At 64.1% G+C, this 19,644-nt stretch carries 21 protein-coding genes; 9 read left to right on the top strand and 12 right to left on the bottom strand.

The window, feature by feature from the left end; genetic code table 11:
- Nucleotides 1-14: 14 nt before the first annotated feature.
- Nucleotides 15-2,063 (bottom strand): S9 family peptidase, encoded by a 2,049-nt coding sequence (locus BSL82_RS07050; protein WP_072596647.1) that lies wholly within the window; start codon nt 2,061-2,063, stop codon nt 15-17.
- Nucleotides 2,064-2,136: 73 nt separating this feature from the next.
- Between BSL82_RS07050 and BSL82_RS07045 the strand changes: the two genes are divergently transcribed.
- The 3 genes from BSL82_RS07045 (at nt 2,137) to BSL82_RS07035 (ending at nt 5,112) form a co-directional block, all read left to right on the top strand.
- Nucleotides 2,137-3,915, top strand: a complete 1,779-nt coding sequence (locus BSL82_RS07045) for an aminopeptidase P family protein (protein WP_072596646.1) — start codon at nt 2,137-2,139, stop codon at nt 3,913-3,915.
- Between the two features lie 11 nt (nt 3,916-3,926).
- Nucleotides 3,927-4,508 carry a glutathione peroxidase gene (locus tag BSL82_RS07040; protein WP_072596645.1) on the top strand — a complete coding sequence of 194 codons (582 nt, stop codon included), beginning with the start codon at nt 3,927-3,929 and terminating at the stop codon, nt 4,506-4,508.
- 100 nt (nt 4,509-4,608) lie between these two features.
- On the top strand, nt 4,609-5,112 hold the full coding sequence (locus tag BSL82_RS07035) for a hemerythrin domain-containing protein (RefSeq protein WP_072596644.1): 504 nt from the start codon (nt 4,609-4,611) through the stop codon (nt 5,110-5,112).
- A 96-nt stretch (nt 5,113-5,208) separates the two neighbouring features.
- On the opposite strand, the gene BSL82_RS07030 is transcribed toward BSL82_RS07035, so the two are convergent.
- Together BSL82_RS07030 and BSL82_RS07025 are read right to left on the bottom strand one after the other, a co-directional pair.
- A complete protein-coding gene (locus BSL82_RS07030) occupies nt 5,209-6,462 on the bottom strand; it encodes an ABC transporter permease (protein WP_072596643.1) in 1,254 nt (417 codons plus the stop codon).
- A complete protein-coding gene (locus tag BSL82_RS07025) occupies nt 6,459-7,385 on the bottom strand; it encodes an ABC transporter ATP-binding protein (RefSeq protein WP_072596642.1) in 927 nt (308 codons plus the stop codon). Before BSL82_RS07025 ends, BSL82_RS07030 begins: the two co-directional genes overlap by 4 nt.
- A 37-nt stretch (nt 7,386-7,422) precedes the next feature.
- Here BSL82_RS07025 and queG point away from each other — a divergent pair, with 37 nt between their 5' ends.
- The gene (queG, locus tag BSL82_RS07020) at nt 7,423-8,547 is read left to right on the top strand and encodes a tRNA epoxyqueuosine(34) reductase QueG (RefSeq protein ID WP_072596641.1); all 1,125 of its coding nucleotides are present in this window, start codon (nt 7,423-7,425) and stop codon (nt 8,545-8,547) included.
- A 9-nt stretch (nt 8,548-8,556) separates the two neighbouring features.
- Here the strand turns inward: queG and BSL82_RS07015 are convergent, their stop codons facing one another.
- Complete coding sequence (locus tag BSL82_RS07015; protein ID WP_072596640.1) at nt 8,557-8,931, bottom strand: hypothetical protein; 375 nt, start codon at nt 8,929-8,931, stop codon at nt 8,557-8,559.
- Between the two features lie 107 nt (nt 8,932-9,038).
- On the opposite strand from BSL82_RS07015, the gene BSL82_RS07010 reads away from it, so the two are divergent.
- Nucleotides 9,039-10,031: an adenosine kinase gene (locus BSL82_RS07010; RefSeq protein ID WP_072596639.1), complete on the top strand. Its 993-nt coding sequence runs from the start codon at nt 9,039-9,041 to the stop codon at nt 10,029-10,031.
- A 124-nt stretch (nt 10,032-10,155) separates the two neighbouring features.
- Here the strand turns inward: BSL82_RS07010 and BSL82_RS07005 are convergent, their stop codons facing one another.
- From BSL82_RS07005 to hisB, 8 genes are all read right to left on the bottom strand, one after another.
- Nucleotides 10,156-11,724, bottom strand: a complete 1,569-nt coding sequence (locus tag BSL82_RS07005; RefSeq protein WP_072596638.1) for an amino acid permease — start codon at nt 11,722-11,724, stop codon at nt 10,156-10,158.
- Between the two features lie 103 nt (nt 11,725-11,827).
- A complete protein-coding gene (locus BSL82_RS07000; protein ID WP_072596637.1) occupies nt 11,828-12,208 on the bottom strand; it encodes a histidine triad nucleotide-binding protein in 381 nt (126 codons plus the stop codon).
- Nucleotides 12,209-12,212: 4 nt separating this feature from the next.
- Entirely contained in the window at nt 12,213-12,536 is a 324-nt protein-coding gene (locus tag BSL82_RS06995) for a phosphoribosyl-ATP diphosphatase (RefSeq protein ID WP_072596636.1), read from the bottom strand.
- Between the two features lie 124 nt (nt 12,537-12,660).
- The gene (locus BSL82_RS06990; protein ID WP_226998656.1) at nt 12,661-13,299 is read right to left on the bottom strand and encodes a PEP-CTERM sorting domain-containing protein; all 639 of its coding nucleotides are present in this window, start codon (nt 13,297-13,299) and stop codon (nt 12,661-12,663) included.
- Between the two features lie 299 nt (nt 13,300-13,598).
- Nucleotides 13,599-14,363 carry an imidazole glycerol phosphate synthase subunit HisF gene (gene hisF / locus BSL82_RS06985; RefSeq protein WP_072596634.1) on the bottom strand — a complete coding sequence of 255 codons (765 nt, stop codon included), beginning with the start codon at nt 14,361-14,363 and terminating at the stop codon, nt 13,599-13,601.
- Nucleotides 14,360-15,100, bottom strand: a complete 741-nt coding sequence (hisA, locus tag BSL82_RS06980) for a 1-(5-phosphoribosyl)-5-[(5-phosphoribosylamino)methylideneamino]imidazole-4-carboxamide isomerase (RefSeq protein WP_072596633.1) — start codon at nt 15,098-15,100, stop codon at nt 14,360-14,362. Before hisA ends, hisF begins: the two co-directional genes overlap by 4 nt.
- 5 nt (nt 15,101-15,105) lie before the next feature.
- Entirely contained in the window at nt 15,106-15,735 is a 630-nt protein-coding gene (hisH, locus tag BSL82_RS06975; protein WP_072596632.1) for an imidazole glycerol phosphate synthase subunit HisH, read from the bottom strand.
- A complete protein-coding gene (gene hisB / locus BSL82_RS06970) occupies nt 15,735-16,334 on the bottom strand; it encodes an imidazoleglycerol-phosphate dehydratase HisB (protein WP_072598652.1) in 600 nt (199 codons plus the stop codon). Before hisB ends, hisH begins: the two co-directional genes overlap by 1 nt.
- Nucleotides 16,335-16,427: 93 nt before the next feature.
- Between hisB and hslV the strand changes: the two genes are divergently transcribed.
- The 4 genes from hslV to BSL82_RS06950 all read left to right on the top strand — a co-directional run bounded on the left by hslV (nt 16,428) and on the right by BSL82_RS06950 (nt 19,623).
- Entirely contained in the window at nt 16,428-16,979 is a 552-nt protein-coding gene (hslV, locus tag BSL82_RS06965; protein WP_072596631.1) for an ATP-dependent protease subunit HslV, read from the top strand.
- A 30-nt stretch (nt 16,980-17,009) separates the two neighbouring features.
- The gene (gene hslU / locus BSL82_RS06960; protein ID WP_072596630.1) at nt 17,010-18,311 is read left to right on the top strand and encodes an ATP-dependent protease ATPase subunit HslU; all 1,302 of its coding nucleotides are present in this window, start codon (nt 17,010-17,012) and stop codon (nt 18,309-18,311) included.
- Between the two features lie 112 nt (nt 18,312-18,423).
- Entirely contained in the window at nt 18,424-18,996 is a 573-nt protein-coding gene (locus BSL82_RS06955) for a NifU family protein (protein WP_193408597.1), read from the top strand.
- A gap of 36 nt (nt 18,997-19,032) precedes the next feature.
- Nucleotides 19,033-19,623 (top strand): malonic semialdehyde reductase, encoded by a 591-nt coding sequence (locus tag BSL82_RS06950; RefSeq protein WP_072596628.1) that lies wholly within the window; start codon nt 19,033-19,035, stop codon nt 19,621-19,623.
- The last annotated feature ends 21 nt before the right edge of the window (nt 19,624-19,644 follow it).

The raw sequence follows: 19,644 nt of genomic DNA, 5'->3' as shown, positions 1-19,644 counted from the left end.
TGCTCCTGTGACTGCTATCCCAGCTGGGTGAGGACAAAGGCATAGGCTTCGGCCTCTTCCTTCAGGCTTTCCCACCGGCCGGACTTGCCGCCATGACCTGCGCCCATGTTGATCTTCAACAGTTGCAGATTGCCGTCGGTGCGGCTGGCGCGCAGCTTCGCCGCCCATTTGGCCGGCTCCCAATAGGTGACGCGGGGATCGTTGAGGCCGCCGGTAATCAGCATCGGCGGATAGGCCTGCCGCGCCACATTGTCATAGGGGCTGTAGCTTCGGATCAGCTCGAAAGCGGCCTTGTCGGTAATGGGGTTGCCCCATTCGGGCCATTCGCCGGGGGTGAGCGGCAGCGTGTCGTCCAGCATCGTGCTGAGCACGTCGACGAAGGGCACATCGGCCACCACCGCGCCCCACAGATCGGGCGCTGCATTGACGACCGCGCCCATCAGTTCGCCGCCCGCCGAGCCGCCCTGAATGGCGAGGCGGCCGGGCGCTGCGAAGCCGGCCTGGATCAGCCCGCGCGCGCAATCGACGAAATCGTTGAAGGTGTTGGTGCGTTTTTCCAGCTTGCCGTCCAGATACCAGCCATAGCCCATGTCGTCGCCGCCCCTGACGTGCGCGATCGCATAGGCGAAGCCCCGGTCCAGCAAGGACAGGCGATTGGTGGAAAAGCGTGGTGGAATGGCAAGGCCATAGGCGCCATAGCCATAGAGAAAGAGCTTGCCCGTGCCATCCTTCGGAAAGCCCTTGGCGTAGACGATCGAGACCGGAACTTGCGCACCATCGCGCGCGGTGATGGTCAGCCGCTCGCTCTCATATTCAGCCGCGTCATAACCCGAGGGCACCTCGCGGACCTTCAGCACTTCCAGGCTGCGGTCGGCGGGGTGATAGTCATAGACGGTGTCCGGCGTCACCATCGACGAATAGCCGATGCGATAGGCGGCGGGCGCGAACTCGGGGTTGCCGCCAAGCCCGGCCGTGTAGCTGGGCTCCGGAAAGGCGATGCGATGTTCCTCGCCCGCATAGGTGCGCAGCCGTATCTGGTCGAGGCCGTTCACCCGCTCTGTCAGGATCAGATGATCGGCAAAGCTGGAGATGCCCCTGAGGTATACCGAATCCGAGCCCGGGATCACCGTCTCCCATTTTTCCGGATCGACCAGAGTGGCGCGGGCCAGGCGGAAGTTGACGTGATCGTCGTTGGTCAGAACCCACAATGTGCCGTGCGCCATGTCCACAGAATATTGCCGCTTCACCTGCCGCGCGGAAATGAGGATCGGCGGGGTCTCTGGCGCGTCCGCAGGGATGAGGCGCACCTCCGACGTGTCGTGATCTCCGGTGGATATGATGATGTGCGTGCGGTCCTGCGTAAGGCCCACGCCCACGGAAAAGCCGGGGTCGTGCTCTTCGTACAGGGTGATGTCGGTGTCGGGCGACGCGCCGAGCCGGTGCAGCCGCGCGCGATAGGCGCGCCAGTTGTCGTTCACTTCCGTATAGACGAACGACCGGCTGTCCGACGCCCAGACGATCCGGCCGATGGCGTTCGGCGTCACCATCTCCATGTCCTGTCCGGTCGAAGGGTCGCGGACCTTGAGCTTGAACCGCTCCGACCCGTCATCGTCCGCCGACCATGCGAGCAGATGTCCGCTGGGGCTGGCCTCCATCGCGCCCAGGCGGAAATACGCGCCCTTGGCGGCTTCGGCGGGCTCGTCGACCAGGATTTCCGCCGCGCCTCCGGGGACAGGGCGGCGATACCATGTGCGGTACTCCGCCCCCGGCGCATATGCCCACCAGTAGAGCCAATCCCCATCCTTTACGGGAACGCTCGAATCGTCCTCCTTCTGCCGGCCGCGCATTTCGGCGAACAGCGTGTCGATCAGCGCGCGGTGCGGAGCCATCGCCGCTTCGAAATAGGCGTTTTCGGCCTTCAGATAGGAAAGCACGTCCGCGTCCTCCACCTTCGGATAGCCGGGATCGCGCAGCCAGGCGTAGTCGTCGCTGACGGTGATGCCGTGGTGGGTGAAGCTGTGCGGGCGGCGTTCCGCGAGCGGCGGTGGGGGAAGGGTGGACAAGAAGCAACTCCGTGGATGGAAACCATGCCGCTGACGGCCTATCTAATGTTAGTGATCTCAAGAGGTTTCGCCGATGTCCACCCATGAAGCGCGGTTGAGCGCGCTGCGCGACGAACTGAAGACCCGGAAGCTGAGCGGCTTTGTCGTGCCGCTGACCGATGAGCATATGAGCGAATATGTCGGCGAATATGCGCAGCGGCTCGCATGGCTGACCGGCTTTGAAGGATCGGCGGGAACGGCCGTGGTGCTAGAGGGAGAGGCCGCGATCTTCGTCGACGGGCGCTACACGCTTCAGGTGCGCGACCAGGTGGACGGTCGCTTCTGGCAATATGAACAGGTGCCCCAGACCAGCGTCGCCGAATGGCTGAAGAGCCACGCCCCGGACGGCGCGCGCATCGGCTATGATCCCTGGCTCCACACCCGAAGCTGGGTGAAGGCGGCGCGCGAGGCGCTGGAGTCACGAAACGGGGAGCTTGTGGTGCTGCCCGACAACCCCGTGGACGCCGTCTGGCGCGACAGGCCACAGCCGTCCAATGCGAGGCTGATCGTTCATGCCGATCGTCATGCAGGCAAGTCTTCCGCCCAAAAGCGGCAGGAAATGGCCGAATGGCTGAAGGAGAAGCGGGCGGACGCGGCAGTGCTCTCCGCGCTCGATTCGATCGCCTGGACGTTCAACATCCGCGGGCAGGACGTGGCCCGGACGCCCGTGGCGCTGGCGTTTGCGCTGGTGCACGCCGATGGCACGGCCGATCTCTACATCGATGAGGCGAAGCTGGACGATGATGTCCGCGCCCATCTGGGCAATGCAGTCCGCGTGCATCCAAAGCTCGATTTCGTGAACGGGCTGGCGGGGCTTTCGGGGAAGACGGTGGTGGTCGATCCGGCATCGTCCGTGACCGCGATCTTCGAGCGGCTGGGGCAGGCCGGCGCAAAGCTGGTGGAAGCGCGCGACCCGGCCGTGCTTCCCAAGGCGGTGAAGAATCCTGTCGAGATCGCGGGGACGAAGGCGGCGCACCTGCGCGATGGCGCGGCGCTGACGCGGTTCCTGCACTGGGTGGCGCTTGAATCGCCGAAGGGCGGGCTTGATGAACTGACCGCATCGGACAAGCTCCACGCGCTTCGCAGGGAGACGGGAGAACTGCGCGACCTGTCGTTCGACACCATCTCGGGCGCGGGGCCGAATGGCGCTGTGGTGCATTATCGTGCGTCGGAGAAGACCAACCGCAAGCTGGAGCCGGGCCAGCTCTATCTGGTCGATTCGGGCGGGCAATATCCCGACGGCACCACCGACGTGACCCGGACGGTGGCGATCGGAGAGCCGACGGCGGAGATGCGGGACCGCTTCACCCGCGTGCTGAAGGGACACATCGCCATCGCCCGCGCGGTCTTTCCCAAGGGTACGCGCGGCAGCCAGCTTGACGTGCTGGCCCGGCAGCATCTGTGGGATGTCGGCCTCGATTTCGCGCATGGCACCGGCCACGGCGTCGGCAGCTTCCTTTCGGTGCACGAAGGGCCGCAGCGGATCGCGACGACCGGCGGGGACGAGCCGTTGCAGCCGGGCATGATCCTTTCCGACGAGCCGGGCTATTACAAGACGGGCGAATACGGCATCCGCATCGAAAATCTGGTGCTCGTCGCGCCGCATGCGATGGCGGGGGCCGAAAAGGAAATGCTGTGCTTCGAGACGCTGACACTCGCGCCGATCGACCTGGCGCTCGTCGATACGGCATTGCTGGACGAAGGCGAGAAAGCGTGGCTCAATGCGTATCACGCGCGTGTGCTGGGCGAGATCGGGCCGCTGGTCGACGCGGGCACGCAGGAATGGCTGGAACAGGTGACGCGGCCGCTTTGAGGAGAAGACGCATGAAGCGGGAATTGGCGGCGATGCTGGCGGCGGCGGGTTTGATCGGCGCGGGGCTTTGGTCGGTCGCAGCCGCATCGAAGGGCGGCAAGGGCGGCACCGTCTATGACCATAAGCTGACCGCGATCGACGGGACGCCGATGCCGATGGAGCAGTTCAGGAGCAAGGTGATCCTCCTGGTGAACACGGCCAGCTTCTGCGGGTTCACGCCGCAATATGAGGGTTTGCAGAAGCTCCAGACCACCTATGGGCCGCGCGGCTTCACCGTCATCGGCGTGCCTTCGGGCAATTTCCTTGGGCAGGAATACAAGTCCAACAAGGAAATCTCGACCTTTTGCCAGACCAAGTTCGGCATCAAATTCCCGCTGGCCGAGAAAAGCGACGTGATCGGCCCCAACGCCATACCGCTCTACAAATGGGCGGCCGCCGAACTGGGCATGACGAACATCCCCAAGTGGAACTTCCATAAATATCTGATCGGGCGCGACGGCAAGCTGATCGCGGCCTTCGGCACTAAAACCGATCCGATGGATGTGAAGGTCACGACGGCGATCAGCGCTGCGCTGGCCAAAACGCCTGCGTAATGTTCGCGGGGCGTTTTTCGCCCACGACGAAATGCTTGTCGACCCAAGGAACTAAAAATACCTCCTGCTGGTTTAACGGCCAACAAGCAAGGAGGTAATCATGCCGAAGTCGAGCACGACAGACGCGACGAAGCTTTTGGCCGAAGGCCATAGAAAGGTAGAGGAACTTTTCGAAAAATTCGAAAAGACCAAGGGCGCTGAGAAAAAGCAGAAGATCGTCCATGAAATATGCACCGAGCTGAATGTCCACACCCGTATAGAGGAAGAGATTTTCTATCCGGCGCTTCGCGGCAAGATCGAGGAAGATGATCTGGACGAGGCCTATGTCGAGCATGATTCGGCCAAGGCGCTGATTCTGGAGCTTGAGCAGGCCCAGCCCGATGAGGAATATTATGACGCCAAGGTGCTGGTTCTGAAGGAGCAGATCGAGCATCACGTCAAGGAAGAGGAAAAGCAGCGCGACAGCATGTTCGCCCAGGCGCGCAAGGCCGATGTCGACCTTGAGAAGCTTGGCGAACAGCTTCAGGCGCGCAAGAGCGAGCTGATGGAAGAAGCAAAGGCCGGACGGCTTGCGCCCGCTGAAATGCATACGCTTGCGAGCTGAAATCCTCCCTCACCCCTGGAAGCGCCATACTGCTTCCCCTTTCCAGCCCGGCTTCACCGCCGGGCTTTTTTTATGACGCCCTGCTGCTGCGCCGTCTCAGGAGGCGGGTCTCGGTGGGGTCAGGACAACCGGCCTTCGCCTCATCCGCTCGCTGCGCCGGCGGCTGGGACCGGATTTCAACACGCCTCGCTTGAACCAGCCGGCCGCCACGGAGACGGTGATCGCAACCCACAGCGCCTGCCAGAAAAGCGCCACCACATGCGGCCAGATTTCCGGTTCGCGCGCTGCATAGGCGATCATCGCCAGCGGCGAACTGTAGGGAAAGACCGCAGCGGCGATGGCGGCGATGCTGCCGGTGTCCTTCAGCGCCGCGCTTGCAAGTCCATAGAGCAGCAGTTGGGCCATCGTCACCGGAAGCGAGATCGTCTGCACCTGCCTGACGCTGGAAGCCTGCGCGCCGATGCCGAGCAACAGCGCGCCGACCAGCAGATAGTTGGTGGCGAAATAGAGAATGCCCAGGATCAGGAAAGCAGGCCAGCCGATCTCCGGCGCCGGCAGCGCGACAAGGCCCTTGTCCGACAACATCACAAAGCCGACGGCGGCGGTAAACCCCCATACCGCAACTCCGACGATGGAAGAGCCGAGCATTGCGAAAAGCTTGCCGGTGAACACGGCGGGCATGGGTGCTGCGGCGGCCAGCACTTCGATCACCTTGTTGCCCTTTTCCTCTATGAAGTTGGAGAGCAGCACCCCGGCGAGCATCAGGGTGAGGACGAATAGCAGGGTCTGCGCCACCTGCGCGACGAGGGCGGTCCTCTTGTTTTCGACCGGCGGCGGTCCCAGCGCGACCGACGTCACCTGCGGCGTCTTAATGCTGGCGATGCCCAGGCGTTGCAGCGTCCGTTCCCGCGCGGCCTCGTTCAGCAGCAGACCGGCATAGGGCGCCACGCGTTCAAGCACCCGAGGTTCGGCGTAAAGCGTGGCGTCGGTGCCCGCGACGATCATCAGGGCTGAAAGATCGTCCCGCTCGCGAAGCAGGGCCGAGATGGATTTTTCGTCGGGCAGCAAAAGCTCGACCGGCTCAAGTGCGATGCTGGAGGCAGGGGCGACACCCGACTGCAATCTTTCATGCGCGGTGGCGATTCGCATCATGGTTTCAGGCCCGGCGGTGATCGCAAGCGCGCGCAGATGGTCGGGGCGCGGCGCGACATCCGATCCGACCGAGCCGAACACCAGCCCGAACAGCAGCGGGAAGATCGGCGCGATCAGAAAGAGCAGGAAGGTGCGCGACATGACGGTCGCGATGAAATCGCGCCGGGCGATCACGGCTGCGGTACGGACGTTGCTCATGCGGCAAGGCTTTCGTCTTCCACGGCGCTGCGGCCGACGATGGCGACAAAGGCGTCGTGCAGGCTGGGCCGCTCGATCGACAGGGTCTCGATTCCCGCGCCGCCTGCGATCAACTGCCCGAGCAGCGGTTCGATGCCTTCGGGCGGCAGGATGAAGCGCCATCCCGTCTCGCCCGCTTGCCGGACGGCGTCGGCCGGAAGCGCCGCGCGCCACGGCCCATCGGCCTGGCGGGTGACGAGATGAACCCGCGCGCGCAAGGTCGCGCGCGCCGCCTCCACCGTTCCCGAAAAGCGCACCTTGCCGTCGCCGATGATGGTGAGCGATTCGCACAGCCGTTCGGCATGGGCCATGACATGGGTGGAAAACAGGATGGTGGCGCCGCGCTGGCGTTCTGCCCTGATGAGTTCCTCGAGGCCCTGCTGGTTGAGCGGATCGAGCCCGGAAAACGGCTCGTCCAGCACGATGAGCTTTGGCTGGTGGATGAAGGTGCCGAGCAGCTGCACCGTCTGCGCCATGCCCTTGGACAGCGTGCGGATCGGGCGGCGGGCAACCTCGCCCATGCCGTTCGCCTCCAGCATCCGGTCGGCGCGGCGGCGGCTTTCGGATAGCGGTAGGCCCCTCAGCGAGCCGAGGAAGGCGACCGCCTCGCGCGTGGTCATGGCGGGGTACAGGCCGCGCTCCTCGGGAAGATAGCCGATCTGATAGGCGGCATCGATCGGCCGGTCGCGCCCCAGCAGCGTCCGCGATCCGGCGTCGGGCTCGATGATGCCGAGCAGCATCCTGAGCGTCGTCGTCTTCCCCGCGCCATTGGGGCCGAGTACGCCATAGATCGCGCCTTCGGGCACGCTCAGCGAAACGCTGTCGACGACGCGGCGCTTCCCGAAATATTTCACCAGACCATGGGCATCGATCGCAGGCGGCATGTTTTCCCCTTTTGCGGGTCGTGTAAAGCCTCAACTCGTGACCAGTGGCAATAACAGATTGAACGACGCTTTGGAGGCCGAGGCGAAACGGCTGGGGTTCGTCGCCTTCGGCGTCGCCGATGCGGGAGCAGCGCCGAAGACTGCGTCACGCCTGCGCGCATGGCTGGAACAAGGCAGGCATGGCGACATGATCTGGATGGCCGAGACAGAGGAGCGGCGGGCCAGCCCGCGCGCGCTCTGGCAGGATGTGCGTTCGGTCGTCATGCTCGGGGTCAGCTATGCGCCTGGCGAAGACCCGCTGCGGCTGGCGGACGAGCCAGAGGTGGGGCGCATCTCGGTCTATGCCCAGGGCAAGGACTATCACGACGTCGTGAAGAAGCGGCTGAAAGCGCTTGCGCGCTGGTTGGTCGCCGAAGCGCCCGACACCCAGCTGAAGGTGTTCGTGGACACCGCGCCGGTGATGGAAAAGCCGCTGGCCGAGGCGGCGGGGCTCGGCTGGCAGGGCAAGCACAGCAATCTCGTGAGCCGCGAGCATGGGTCATGGCTGCTGCTGGGGGCGATCTACACGACCCTGGAGCTTGCGCCGTCAGAGCCGGGGCAGGACCGCTGCGGATCGTGCAATGCCTGCCAGTCGGCCTGCCCGACCGCAGCCTTTCCAGCGCCGTACCAGCTCGATGCGCGGCGGTGCATTTCCTATCTGACGATCGAGCATGCGGGACCGATCCCGGCCGAATTCCGCGAGGCGATAGGCAACCGCATCTATGGCTGCGACGATTGTCTCGCCGTGTGCCCATGGAACAAGTTCGCCGACAGCGGCGGGCGCGATCCGGCGTTTGATCCGCGCGCGGAGCTTGCGGCTCCGGAACTCGCCGATCTGCTGGCGCTGGAGGATGCGGGCTTTCGCGAAATCCTTTCCGGATCGCCGATCAAGCGGATCGGGCGGGACCGGATGGTGCGAAACGCGCTGATCGCGGCCGGAAACAGTGCCGACGAGCGGCTGTTGCCGCAGGTCATGGCGCTGCTCGATGATCCAGCGCCCGTCGTTCGGGGTGCGGCGGCCTGGGCCTTGCTTCGGCTGGACCCCGAGCGCTTTGCCGAGGCGCGCACGCGGAGAATGGCGGTGGAGACGGAGCCGCTCGTCCTGCGGGAATGGGCTGTTTGAGTTTTGGCCCTAGCGCGCCGCCGGGCGCCGGGCGAGGGCGGCGATGCAGGACGCCCGGTCCAGGTCCGCGCCTTTCAGGTCGCGCGCCTCGACATAGGTGACGACCGGCGCAAGTCCCGCCCTGGTGGGATAGAGATAGACGTCCAGCACGCAGAACGGCCCTGCGAACTGATATTTGCGGGCATGGCCTTCCCGGACGTCCAGATCAGGCTCTCCGAACAGGGCGAACAGCGCCCTTTCATCCTTGCCCATCACCCGCTCCAACCCGGCCACCGGCAGGGGCGGAGGCGCTGTCACCGGAGCTGGAGGAGACGGGGCGCATGCGGCCAGCAGGGCCAGCGCCACCAGGACGACGGTGGATTGGAAACGGGAAAGTGGCGACATCGGGAAAGTGATGGCCGGTCAAAAGCAGCGGGTCAATCACCGTTGCGGGAGACGGTGCGGCCCGTTAGGCAGTGCGCCTTCCACTTCTCTATCGAGGAAAGCCGCCAATGCCCTATCCGCCGCTGGATGTCCTTGCGATCGGCAACGCCATCGTCGATGTGATCGCAACCACCGACGAGGCGTTCCTCGGCTCTGAAGGGCTGGTCAAGGGCTCCATGCGGCTGATCGACGCAGAGGAGGCGACAAGGCTCTATGGACGCATGGCGCCGGGCCGGGAAACCTCTGGCGGTTCTGCGGCGAATACGGCGGCAGGCGTCGCCGCGCTGGGGTGCAGGGCCGGGTTCATCGGCCGGGTCGCCCCCGACCAGCTTGGCGAAGTGTTCCGCCACGACATACGCGCGCTCGGCGTCCACTTCGATTCGCCGGCCGGGGCGGAGGAGCCGCCGACCGCCCGCTGCCTCATCCTTGTCACGTCCGACGCGCAGCGCACGATGAACACCTTTCTCGGCGCTTCCCAGCACCTGCACGCGGACGACCTCGACCATGAGCTGATCCGGTCTGCGGCGATCCTGTACCTTGAAGGCTATCTGTGGGACCCCGAAGCACCGCGCGCGGCGATGCGGGTTGCGATTGAAACCGCTCGGAACGCCGGCCGCAAGGTCGCCTTCACGCTCTCGGACGGCTTTTGCGTGGACCGTCACCGGAGCGACTTCCGGACCCTTATAGAAAGCGGCGCGATCGACATATTGTTCGCCAACGAGGACGAGGCCTGCTCGCTGACGAGGACCGACAGCTTCGATTCAGCCGCTGACTGGCTGGAGGGCAAGGCCGAAGTCGTGGTCATCACGCGATCGGAAAAAGGCGCAGTCGTGCTGGCCGGTGGCGAGCGGCATCCGGTGCCCGCCGCTCCGGTCACGCATATCGTCGATACGACCGGCGCGGGTGACCTGTTTGCAGCCGGGTTTCTGGCGGGTCTGGCGCAGAACCGCGAACTGCCGGTCTGCGCGCATATGGGCGCGATCGCGGCGGCCGAAGTCATCAGCCATTATGGCGCGCGCCCGGAAGCGGACCTGAAGGCCTTGGTGGCCAGTCTTTCATAGCTCCTTGGCCGTCACCCCAACTTGTTTCAGGGTCCATGAACACCGTGCTGGCCCGTTTCTCGCCGACCTGAGTTCATGGATGCTGAAACCAGTTCAGCATGACGATGGGACAGGCAAGTAGGGATCAGGCCTGCTTGTAGCCCGGCGTAGGCGCGTCCGGCATTGGCGGGACCGGCTGCGGCGGCGCATCCGGATCGTCCTCGTGCACCTCCGTCAGGCCGCGCGCGACATGGCTCTTCCGATAGCCGTAGAGGAAATAGATCAGCAGGCCGAGACAGCCCCAGACGGGCAGCACGAGCATGGCGTCCGACGGAAGGGAGACATAGAGCCCCACGCAGCCGACCACGGCAAGCGGGGCGACGATCCACACTGCGGGGGTGCGAAACGGCCGGTGCCGCGTCGGGTCCGTGCGGCGCAGGATCATCACCGACAGCGCCACCATGAAGAATGCGAAGAGCGTCCCCGAATTGGAAATATCGGCCAGCTTGCCGACCGGTAGGAAGGCGGCGGTGAGGGCGACGAAGAAGCCGGTGATTGCGGTTACGACGTGCGGCGTCTTCCACCGGGGGTGGATGCTGGCGAGCTTCTCCGGAAGCAGGCCGTCGCGCGCCATGACGAAGAAGATGCGCGTCTGGCCGAACAGCATCATCAACACCACCGACGGCAGGGCGAGGAAGGCGGCAAGGCCGATGAGATTGCCGATCTGCTCATAGCCGACGCTGCGCAGCACATGGGCGAGCGCCTCCCGCGAGCAGACGAGTGGTTCCGTTCCAAGCGCTGTAAGTGCCGCGCATCTATCGGCAAGGGCGACGGTCCCCGGCATCAGCATCTCACCGTCCAGGCCCCGGACCGGTTGCGCACCCAGCGAGCCGATGGCGCCTGCCGATACCAGAAGGTAGAAGACCGTGCAGATGCCAAGCGAGGCGATGAGGCCGATCGGCACGTTGCGCTGGGGATTGCGCGTTTCTTCGGCGGCGGTCGACACCGCATCGAAGCCCACATAGGCGAAGAAGATCGACGCCGCCGCGCCGACCACGCCGACGCTGCCCCAGCCATTAGGTACGAAGGGATCGAAATTGACGCCCTTCATCATCGGGATCGTAAGGGCGATGAACAGCGTGAGCGCGGTGACCTTCACCGCCACCAGAACCGCATTGAAGCGGGCGCTTTCCTTTGTGCCGATCATCAGCAGCCAGGTGACCAGCAGCGCGATGAGGAGCGCCGGCAGGTTCACCACGCCACCGGCATAAGGACCCGAGGCGAGTGCGGGCGGGACGACGATGTCGAGCGAACTGCTGAGCAGCCCCACGAAATAGCCCGACCAGCCCACCGACACTGCGCTGGCTGCAACCGCATATTCAAGGATGAGCGCCCAGCCGACCATCCATGCCAGCAATTCCCCCATTACGGCATAGGTGTAGGTATAGGCGGAGCCAGAGACCGGAACCATCGACGACAGTTCCGAATAGCAGAGCGCCGCGACCGCGCAGACGAAACCGGCGATGATGAACGAGAACATCATGCCGGGACCGGCCTTTTGCGCGGCTTCCGCCGTCAGCACGAAAATGCCCGTGCCGATGATCGCGCCGATGCCCAGCATGGTAAGCTGGATGGGACCAAGGGATCTGTGGAGCGCCTTCTTCTCGGCTGTCGCCAGAATCGCATCGAGCGGCTTGACGCGCCAGAAGAGCATATGTGTCCCCTTGTGAGAGCGGGCCTTGCGCCGCTGCCTTCATCCCGTGGCCAAGCTGACGCGGCAGCGCAACATGGTCAAGTGGTTTGACCCCCGGCCTCCGTCATTCCCGAGGCAACATCGCGCCGAGCTGGCGGCCCCCGAAGATGTGGACATGAAGGTGGGGCACTTCCTGGTGACCATGCTGGCCGATGTTGGCGAGAAGGCGGTAGCCATCATCCGTCAGGCCCATCATCGCGGCGACCTTGCCGACCCCGCGAATGAACTGAGCGATCTCCCCATCCGACGCCTTTTCGGTGAAGTCCATCCAGGAGACATAGCGGCCCTTGGGGATCACGAGCACATGGACCGGCGCTTGCGGGTTGATGTCGTGAAAGGCGTAGATCCCGTCGTCCTCATAGACTTTCTTCGACGGAATCTCGCCGCGCAGGATTTTGGCGAAGATGTTGTTGTCGTCATAGGGCAGCTTGGGGTCGATCGGCACGTCGTCAGTCTCCCTTTTTGCGCGATGCCTTTTCCTCAAGGCCGGAGATGCCTTCACGCCGGTCAAGTTCTGCCATGACCTGCGCCGGGTCGATCTCCATATCGGCAAGGAGGACGTGAAGATGAAACAGCAGGTCCGCCGCCTCGCCGACCAGCTTTTCCCGGTCGTCGCCGATCGCGGCGATCACGGCTTCCACCGCTTCCTCGCCGAGCTTCTGGGCAATCCGCGCCCGCCCGCGCGCGAACAGGCTGGCGGTATAGGATGTGGAAGCATCCGCTCCCCGACGGGAAAGGATGGTGGCGTGGAGGCGGGCGAGCGTGTCTGTCATGGGGGCTTCTTACGCGACGTACCCGCCGCGCGCCAGAAGCCTGTCCCGCCTTCCACGGGGAAAAGCCGGCCGCACGCAGCGACCGGCCTCCCATGCAGGTGCATCGGCTTTCAGATGGATGACATCAGCCCGCGGTGGAAAGACCCCGGGCCCGACTGCGACGCATCTGCCAGCCCACGAGCCCGAACCCGGCCACAAGCAGCGCCCAGGTATGTGCTTCCGGAATGGGAGATATTTGGGCGAGGATCACGAAATCATCGTAATCGTCGTCCGACGCGCCTCCATCGTCATAGCCGAACACCAGCGTGTCCGTGAGATAGCTGGACCCCGAAAATCCGACCGGCAGGAATATGCCGAAGTTTGAAAGACCGGGAACCGCCGGTAACCCGCCGTCGGACATGAATACCAGCCCTCCGAACGATCCCGGAGAGGTGAAGTCGGCCGATCCGATCAGGCGTGTGGGATCATAGGCGTAATCGGCCTCGGTGTGGCTGAGCGCCCCGAACAGGAATGTGTTCTCAAGACCGCTCTCGGAACCAAGCGCATAGAAATTGATCCGTGCCGGGGCCGTAACCGAAATGCTGCTGAGGTCGCCGGTTTGCGACACCAGAGAATAATCCGCTTCAAGTTCCGTCTTGAACGAGAAATTGTCCGGAATGGCAACCGCGCTTTCGATGTCTTCTATCAATATGGCGGCCGAAACCGGACTTGGCGCAATAGCCACAGTGGCGGCCATCAGCGGTAACAATGCTTGAACTTTCATCTACTTCCTCCCGACGTGCGATACACCCGCGCCGGAAGAGCAGCAAAGCCTGTGCCATGATGGTTAATATCGCCGCTTTACGGGCGCGGCGGTGGTTTCGACCTGATTGCAAAACGGGCAGCTGTATGATCTACCGACTTTTAATGATGGTTAACAAGTGGCTGATTAACCAACATTAATTCATGTTATGAGAGACTTGCTCGGCCGTTAACCAACATTAAATCGGACTGCCTCCGGAACGGCTCGACTGGTCCTCGGTTCGAACTGTAAAATTTTCCGACAGTCGTTAACGCCGGGGTTCAGCAGCTTCGCACGGGCAGCCCGGCCTGTCTCAGCGCGTCGCGGGCTTCGGCGAGGCTGTGCTGGCCGAAGTGGAAGATGGAAGCGGCAAGCACCGCGCTGGCGTGACCTTCGCGCACGCCCTCCACAAGGTGCTGCACGTTGCCGACGCCGCCCGATGCGATGACGGGAACAGTCACGCGGTCGGCGATCGCGCGGGTGAGCGCCAGGTCATAGCCGTCGCGGGTGCCGTCCCGATCCATCGAGGTGAGAAGGATTTCGCCCGCGCCAAGGCTGGCGAGGCGAACGGCATGTTCGACCGCGTCAATGCCTGTGGGGCGACGGCCGCCGTGGGTGAAGACCTCCCACCTGCCGGGCGTGGCCGCGCGCGCATCGACCGCACCCACCACGCATTGATCGCCGAACTGGCGCGCCATCTCGCCGACCAGCTCCGGCCGGGCGACGGCTGCCGAATTGACCGCGACCTTGTCGGCTCCGGCAAGCAGCAGGGCGCGTGCATCCTCCACCGAACGGACGCCGCCGCCGACCGTCAGCGGCATGAAGCAGACCGACGCCGTTCGGGTGACGACATCCAGAATCGTGCCGCGTCCTTCATGGCTGGCGGTGATGTCGAGGAAGCAAAGCTCGTCCGCGCCCTGCGCGTCATAGATGCGCGCCTGTTCGACAGGATCGCCCGCGTCCTTCAGGGAAACGAAGTTCACGCCCTTCACGACGCGGCCGCCGGCCACGTCGAGGCAGGGGATGATGCGGACGGCGACGGTCATCCCGGCTGGCGTCCCGCTATCTCCAGCGCATCGGCAAGCTGGAGCCGCCCGTCATAGATGGCGCGGCCGGTGATCACGCCTTCGATTCCCTCGGCATGGGCGCGGGCGAGCGCGAGTATGTCGCCCAGATCGGCCACGCCGCCGCTTGCGATGACGGGCATGTTCGTCTTGCGTGCGAGATGGACGGTCGCCTTGATGTTCGCGCCCTTCAGCAACCCGTCGCGGCCGACGTCGGTGAACAGGATCGACGCGACGCCCGCATCGTTGAACCGGCAGGCCAGATCGACCGCCGTAATGGTGGAGACATCGGCCCAGCCGCGCGTGGCGACCATGCCGTCCTTCGCATCGACCGCGACGACGATGCGGCCGGGGTAGTCGCGCGCCGCCTCGCGGATCAGCTCGGGATTCTCGAGCGCCGCGGTGCCGATCACGACACGGTGAACGCCAAGCGAAAGCCAGCGATCGATCGCCGCGCGGTCGCGGATTCCGCCGCCAAGCTGCACCTTGCCCTTGAACGCCTTCAATATGCCTTCGACTGCCTCGGTGTTGACGGAGCAACCGGCAAAGGCGCCGTCCAGATCGACGACATGCAGATGGGTGGCGTTCTGCTTGTGGAAAAGCTCTGCCTGGCCCGCCGGATCATCAGCATAGACGGTGGCGCGATCCATGTCGCCTTCGGCAAGACGAACGACCTGCCCGCCTTTAAGATCAATGGCTGGAAAGATGATGAGCGACATTTTTTCTATGGGTTCCAGTCGAGAAAGCGTTCGAGCAGCGCCAGTCCGTAGCGCTGGCTCTTTTCGGGGTGAAACTGCACGCCAAGCAGATTGTCGCGGGCGACTGCGGCGGTGATCCGCTGGCCGTAATCGGTGGTCGCCGCCAGATGGGCGGGATCGGCGACGCGAAAATGATAGCTGTGGACGAAATAGGCCTCGCCCGGCTCGATCGGCGAAGGGGCCGTGGCCGGCTCCACCCTGTTCCAGCCCATATGGGGAATCTTCAGCCCCATGTCGGCGGGCTGAAGCCGCACGACATCGCCGCCGATCCAGCCAAGGCCCTTGTGGACCCCATGTTCCTGCCCGCTGTCCGCCATAAGCTGCATGCCGACGCAAATGCCGAGGAACGGCCGGCCCTTGCGGACCACGGCCTCCTCAAGCGCGTCTTCCATGCCCGGAAGCGCGCGCAGCGCCGCGGCACATTGGCCGAACGCGCCCACTCCGGGAAGGATGACGCGGTCTGCGGTTCGCACGTCTTCCGGCGCGCCGGTGGTGACCACATTGACGGCGCGCGTCCCGGCGGCGACGGCAAGCGCGTTGGCGACCGAGCGGAGATTGCCAGCGCCATAATCGACGATCGCGATCTTTTCAGCCATCAGTCCGCGCCGCCGAGCGTCCCCTTGGTGGAAGGGACGCTGTCGGCCTTGCGCGTGTCTATTTCGACCGCAGTTCGAAGCGCCCGCGCGGTCGCCTTGAAGATGCTTTCGATGATGTGGTGGTTGTTGCGCCCGTGGAGCGTCTCGACGTGCAGGGTTATTCCCGCCGCCTGCGCGAAGGACTGGAACCAGTGCTCGAACAGTTCGGTATCGAAATCGCCGAGGCGCTTCTGGCTGAACTCCGCCCTCCACACGGTGAACGGCCGCCCGGAAATGTCGAGCGCGACCCGGCTCAGCGTCTCGTCCATCGGCGCATAGGCGTGGCCGTAGCGGGTGATGCCCTTGCGGTCGCCCAGCGCCTTTGACAGCGCCTCGCCGATGGCGATTGCGGTGTCTTCCGTCGTGTGATGCTGGTCGATGTGGAGATCGCCCTTGGCGTCGACCTTCAGGTCGATCAGCGAATGGCGCGAAAGCTGCTCCAGCATGTGATCGAGAAAGCCGATGCCGGTCGAAACCTCGTACACCCCGGCGCCGTCGAGGTTCAGCTCGACCAGGATCTGCGTTTCGGTCGTATCGCGTCTGATGGTGGCGGTGCGCATGATGGCCGCGCCCTTAGCAGTTTGAAACGCCATCGCCTAGCATCCCCATCGCCTCCTTCCTATATGGTTTCGAACAGCTTCTTCGGAGATCCCATGAGCGACAACACAAGCTGGCACGGCACGACCATTCTTTCGGTGCGCAAGAACGGAAAGGTGGTGGTGGCGGGCGACGGACAGGTCTCGCTGGGGCAGACGGTGATAAAGGCCAATGCCCGCAAGGTGCGCAAGCTGGGCGACGGATCGGTGATCGGCGGCTTTGCCGGGGCCACGGCCGACGCCTTCACCCTGTTCGAGCGGCTGGAGACCAAGCTGGAGCGACATCCCGGCCAGCTGATGCGGGCGGCGGTGGAGCTTGCCAAGGACTGGCGGACGGATCGCTATCTGCGCAGGCTGGAAGCGATGATGGCGGTGGCCGACGCCAATGTGACGCTGATCCTCACCGGTACAGGCGATGTGCTGGAGCCGGCCGACGGGATCGCCGCCATCGGTTCTGGCGGCAACTATGCCCTGTCGGCAGCCCGGGCGCTGATGGACTATGAGGAGGACGCCGAGAAGATCGCGCGCAAGGCCATGCAGATCGCAGCCGATGTCTGCGTCTACACCAACGAGAATGTGACGGTGGAGTCGCTGGATTCCTCAATCTAGTGGATTGACGTGGAGAAGAAACGGAAACGAATGAGTATCGATAAACTGACGCCTTCGGCCGTGGTCGCCGAACTTGACCGCTATATCATCGGCCAGAAGGACGCCAAGCGCGCCGTCGCGGTGGCGCTGCGCAATCGCTGGCGTCGGCAGCAGCTCGATTCAGCGCTGCGCGACGAAGTGACGCCCAAGAACATATTGATGATCGGGCCGACCGGCTGCGGCAAGACCGAGATCAGCCGCCGTCTCGCAAAGCTGGCGCAGGCCCCGTTCGTGAAGGTGGAAGCGACCAAGTTCACCGAGGTTGGCTATGTCGGCCGCGACGTGGAATCGATCATCCGCGATCTGGTGGAAGAATCGATCCGTCTGACCCGCGATGTGCGCCGCGAGGCTGTGCGCGAGAAGGCGGAGGAAGCCGCCGAGGCGCGGCTGCTGGATGCGCTGGTCGGCAAGGATGCCTCCGAGGCAACCCGTTCCGCCTTCCGCCAGCGGTTCAGGGATGGCCATCTGACCGAGAGCGAGGTGGAGATCGAGGTGGAAGAAGCGCCCAATATGCCTCTCGACCTTTCCGGCATGGGCGGCGGGCAGATCGGCATGATCAACCTGGGCGACATGTTGGGCAAGATGGGCCAGCGCACCAAGCGCCGCCGCCTGAAGGTGCCCGCCGCATTCGCCAAGCTGGTAGAGGAAGAGGCGGACCGCCGGCTCGACCAGGACGAGATTTCGCGCGAGGCGCTGTCGAATGCCGAGGCGAACGGGATCGTCTTTCTGGATGAGGTCGACAAGATCGCCACATCGGATGTGCGCGGCGGGTCGGTCAGCCGCGAAGGCGTCCAGCGCGACCTGCTGCCGCTGATCGAAGGGACGACGGTGGCCACGAAATACGGGCCGGTGAAGACCGACCATGTCCTCTTCATCGCATCCGGCGCGTTCCACGTCGCCAAACCTTCCGACCTGTTGCCGGAACTGCAGGGGCGGCTGCCGATCCGCGTCGAGTTGAAGGGCCTTACCGAGGCGGATTTCGTCCACATCCTCACCGACACCGAAGCCTCGCTGATCCGTCAGTATCAGGCGCTTCTGGGGACCGAGGAGGTGGCGCTGGAGTTCAGCGAGGACGGCATCGCCGCCATCGCCCGCATCGCCGCGCAGGTGAACGCCGAGATCGAGAATATCGGGGCGCGGCGTCTGCAGACGGTGATGGAAAAGCTGCTGGAGGACATCAGCTTCGATGCGGAGGCCCGGCAGGGGCAGACGGTGGCGATCGACCGGGCATTTGTGGAAAAGCAGTTGAGCGAGATCGCGCGCAATACCGATCTCAGCAAATATGTCCTTTGACCTTTCCACCGGCCGTTTCCCGCCAGTCCGGAGGCGGCCACCCGCCATGTGAAGGAGTGGGTGACAAGGCGCAGCCCTTGATCCCGGCCCCATCTATCGCCAAATGCAGCCCATGCTTATTGAAACCGAACGCACGCCCAACCCGGCGACCCTGAAGTTCCTGCCCGGCCGCGAAGTGCTCGGCAGCGGGACGCGCGAGTTCACCAGCCCGGAAGATGCCGAGGCGTCTCCACTGGCGAGCGCGCTCTTTTCGCTCGGCGACGTGACCGGCGTTTTCTACGGTCGGGACTTCATTTCCGTGAAGAAGGCCGAAGGCAGCGCCGACTGGCAGGAGCTGAAGCCGCTGGCGCTCGGCATTCTGGTCGATCATTTCGCAAGCGGTGCGCCCCTGTTTCAGGGCGGCGGCGCGGACGCCATTGATATCGCGCCGGACCTTCCGCCCGATAATCCGGAAGATGCCGATATCGTCGCCCAGATCAACGACCTGATCGAGACGCGCATTCGCCCCGCCGTGGCGCGCGACGGCGGCGATATCGTCTACCGCGGCTTCGACAAGGGTGTGGTCTATCTGCAGATGCAGGGGGCTTGTTCGGGCTGTCCGTCATCCGCAATGACATTGAAACAGGGCATTGAGACACTGCTCAAGCATTATGTGCCCGAAGTGACGGACGTGCGCGCTCTTTGACGCGCAGACGGGGTTGAATCGAAAAGGGGGATTGCAGTGGCGACCGAGATATTGAGCGACAATGATCTGGATCTGATCTTCCGCAGCGCGCGCAGCTATAACGGTTATCTCGACAGGCCGGTCACCCGCGTTCAGATCGAGGCGATCTACGATCTGCTGAAGATGGGGCCGACATCGGCCAATGTGCAGCCGGCGCGATTTGTGTTTTGTCTGAGCCAGGACTCCAAGGAAAAGCTGGCGTCCGTCGCGAGCGAGGCCAACGCCGCCAAAATCCGCAAGGCCCCTGCGGCGGTGGTTGTCGGGATGGACATGGATTTTCCTGAAAGGATGCCGGAAGTCTTCCCGCACAATCCGGATGCCAAGCACTGGTTTTCCGGCGCGATGCTGGAGACGACCGCCTTTCGCAATTCCAGCCTGCAGGGCGCCTATTTCATCGTAGCGGCGCGCGCGATCGGCCTGGACGTCGGCCCTATGTCGGGCTTCGACAATGCCCGGGCCGATGAGACATTCTTCGCCGGCACGTCGATCAAATCCAATTTCATCGCCACCTTCGGCTATGGCGATCCGGAAAGCATCTTCGGCAGGCTGCCTCGTCTCGGCTTCGACGCCGCCTGCAAGATCATCTGACGAACTGATCCGGGAGCGCCC

This window comes from Tardibacter chloracetimidivorans, assembly GCF_001890385.1.
In the GTDB taxonomy this organism is placed as follows: Bacteria; Pseudomonadota; Alphaproteobacteria; order Sphingomonadales; family Sphingomonadaceae; genus Tardibacter; species Tardibacter chloracetimidivorans.
Note: the sequence above shows the minus strand (reverse complement) of the source record. Positions and strands in the feature narration are given on the sequence as shown.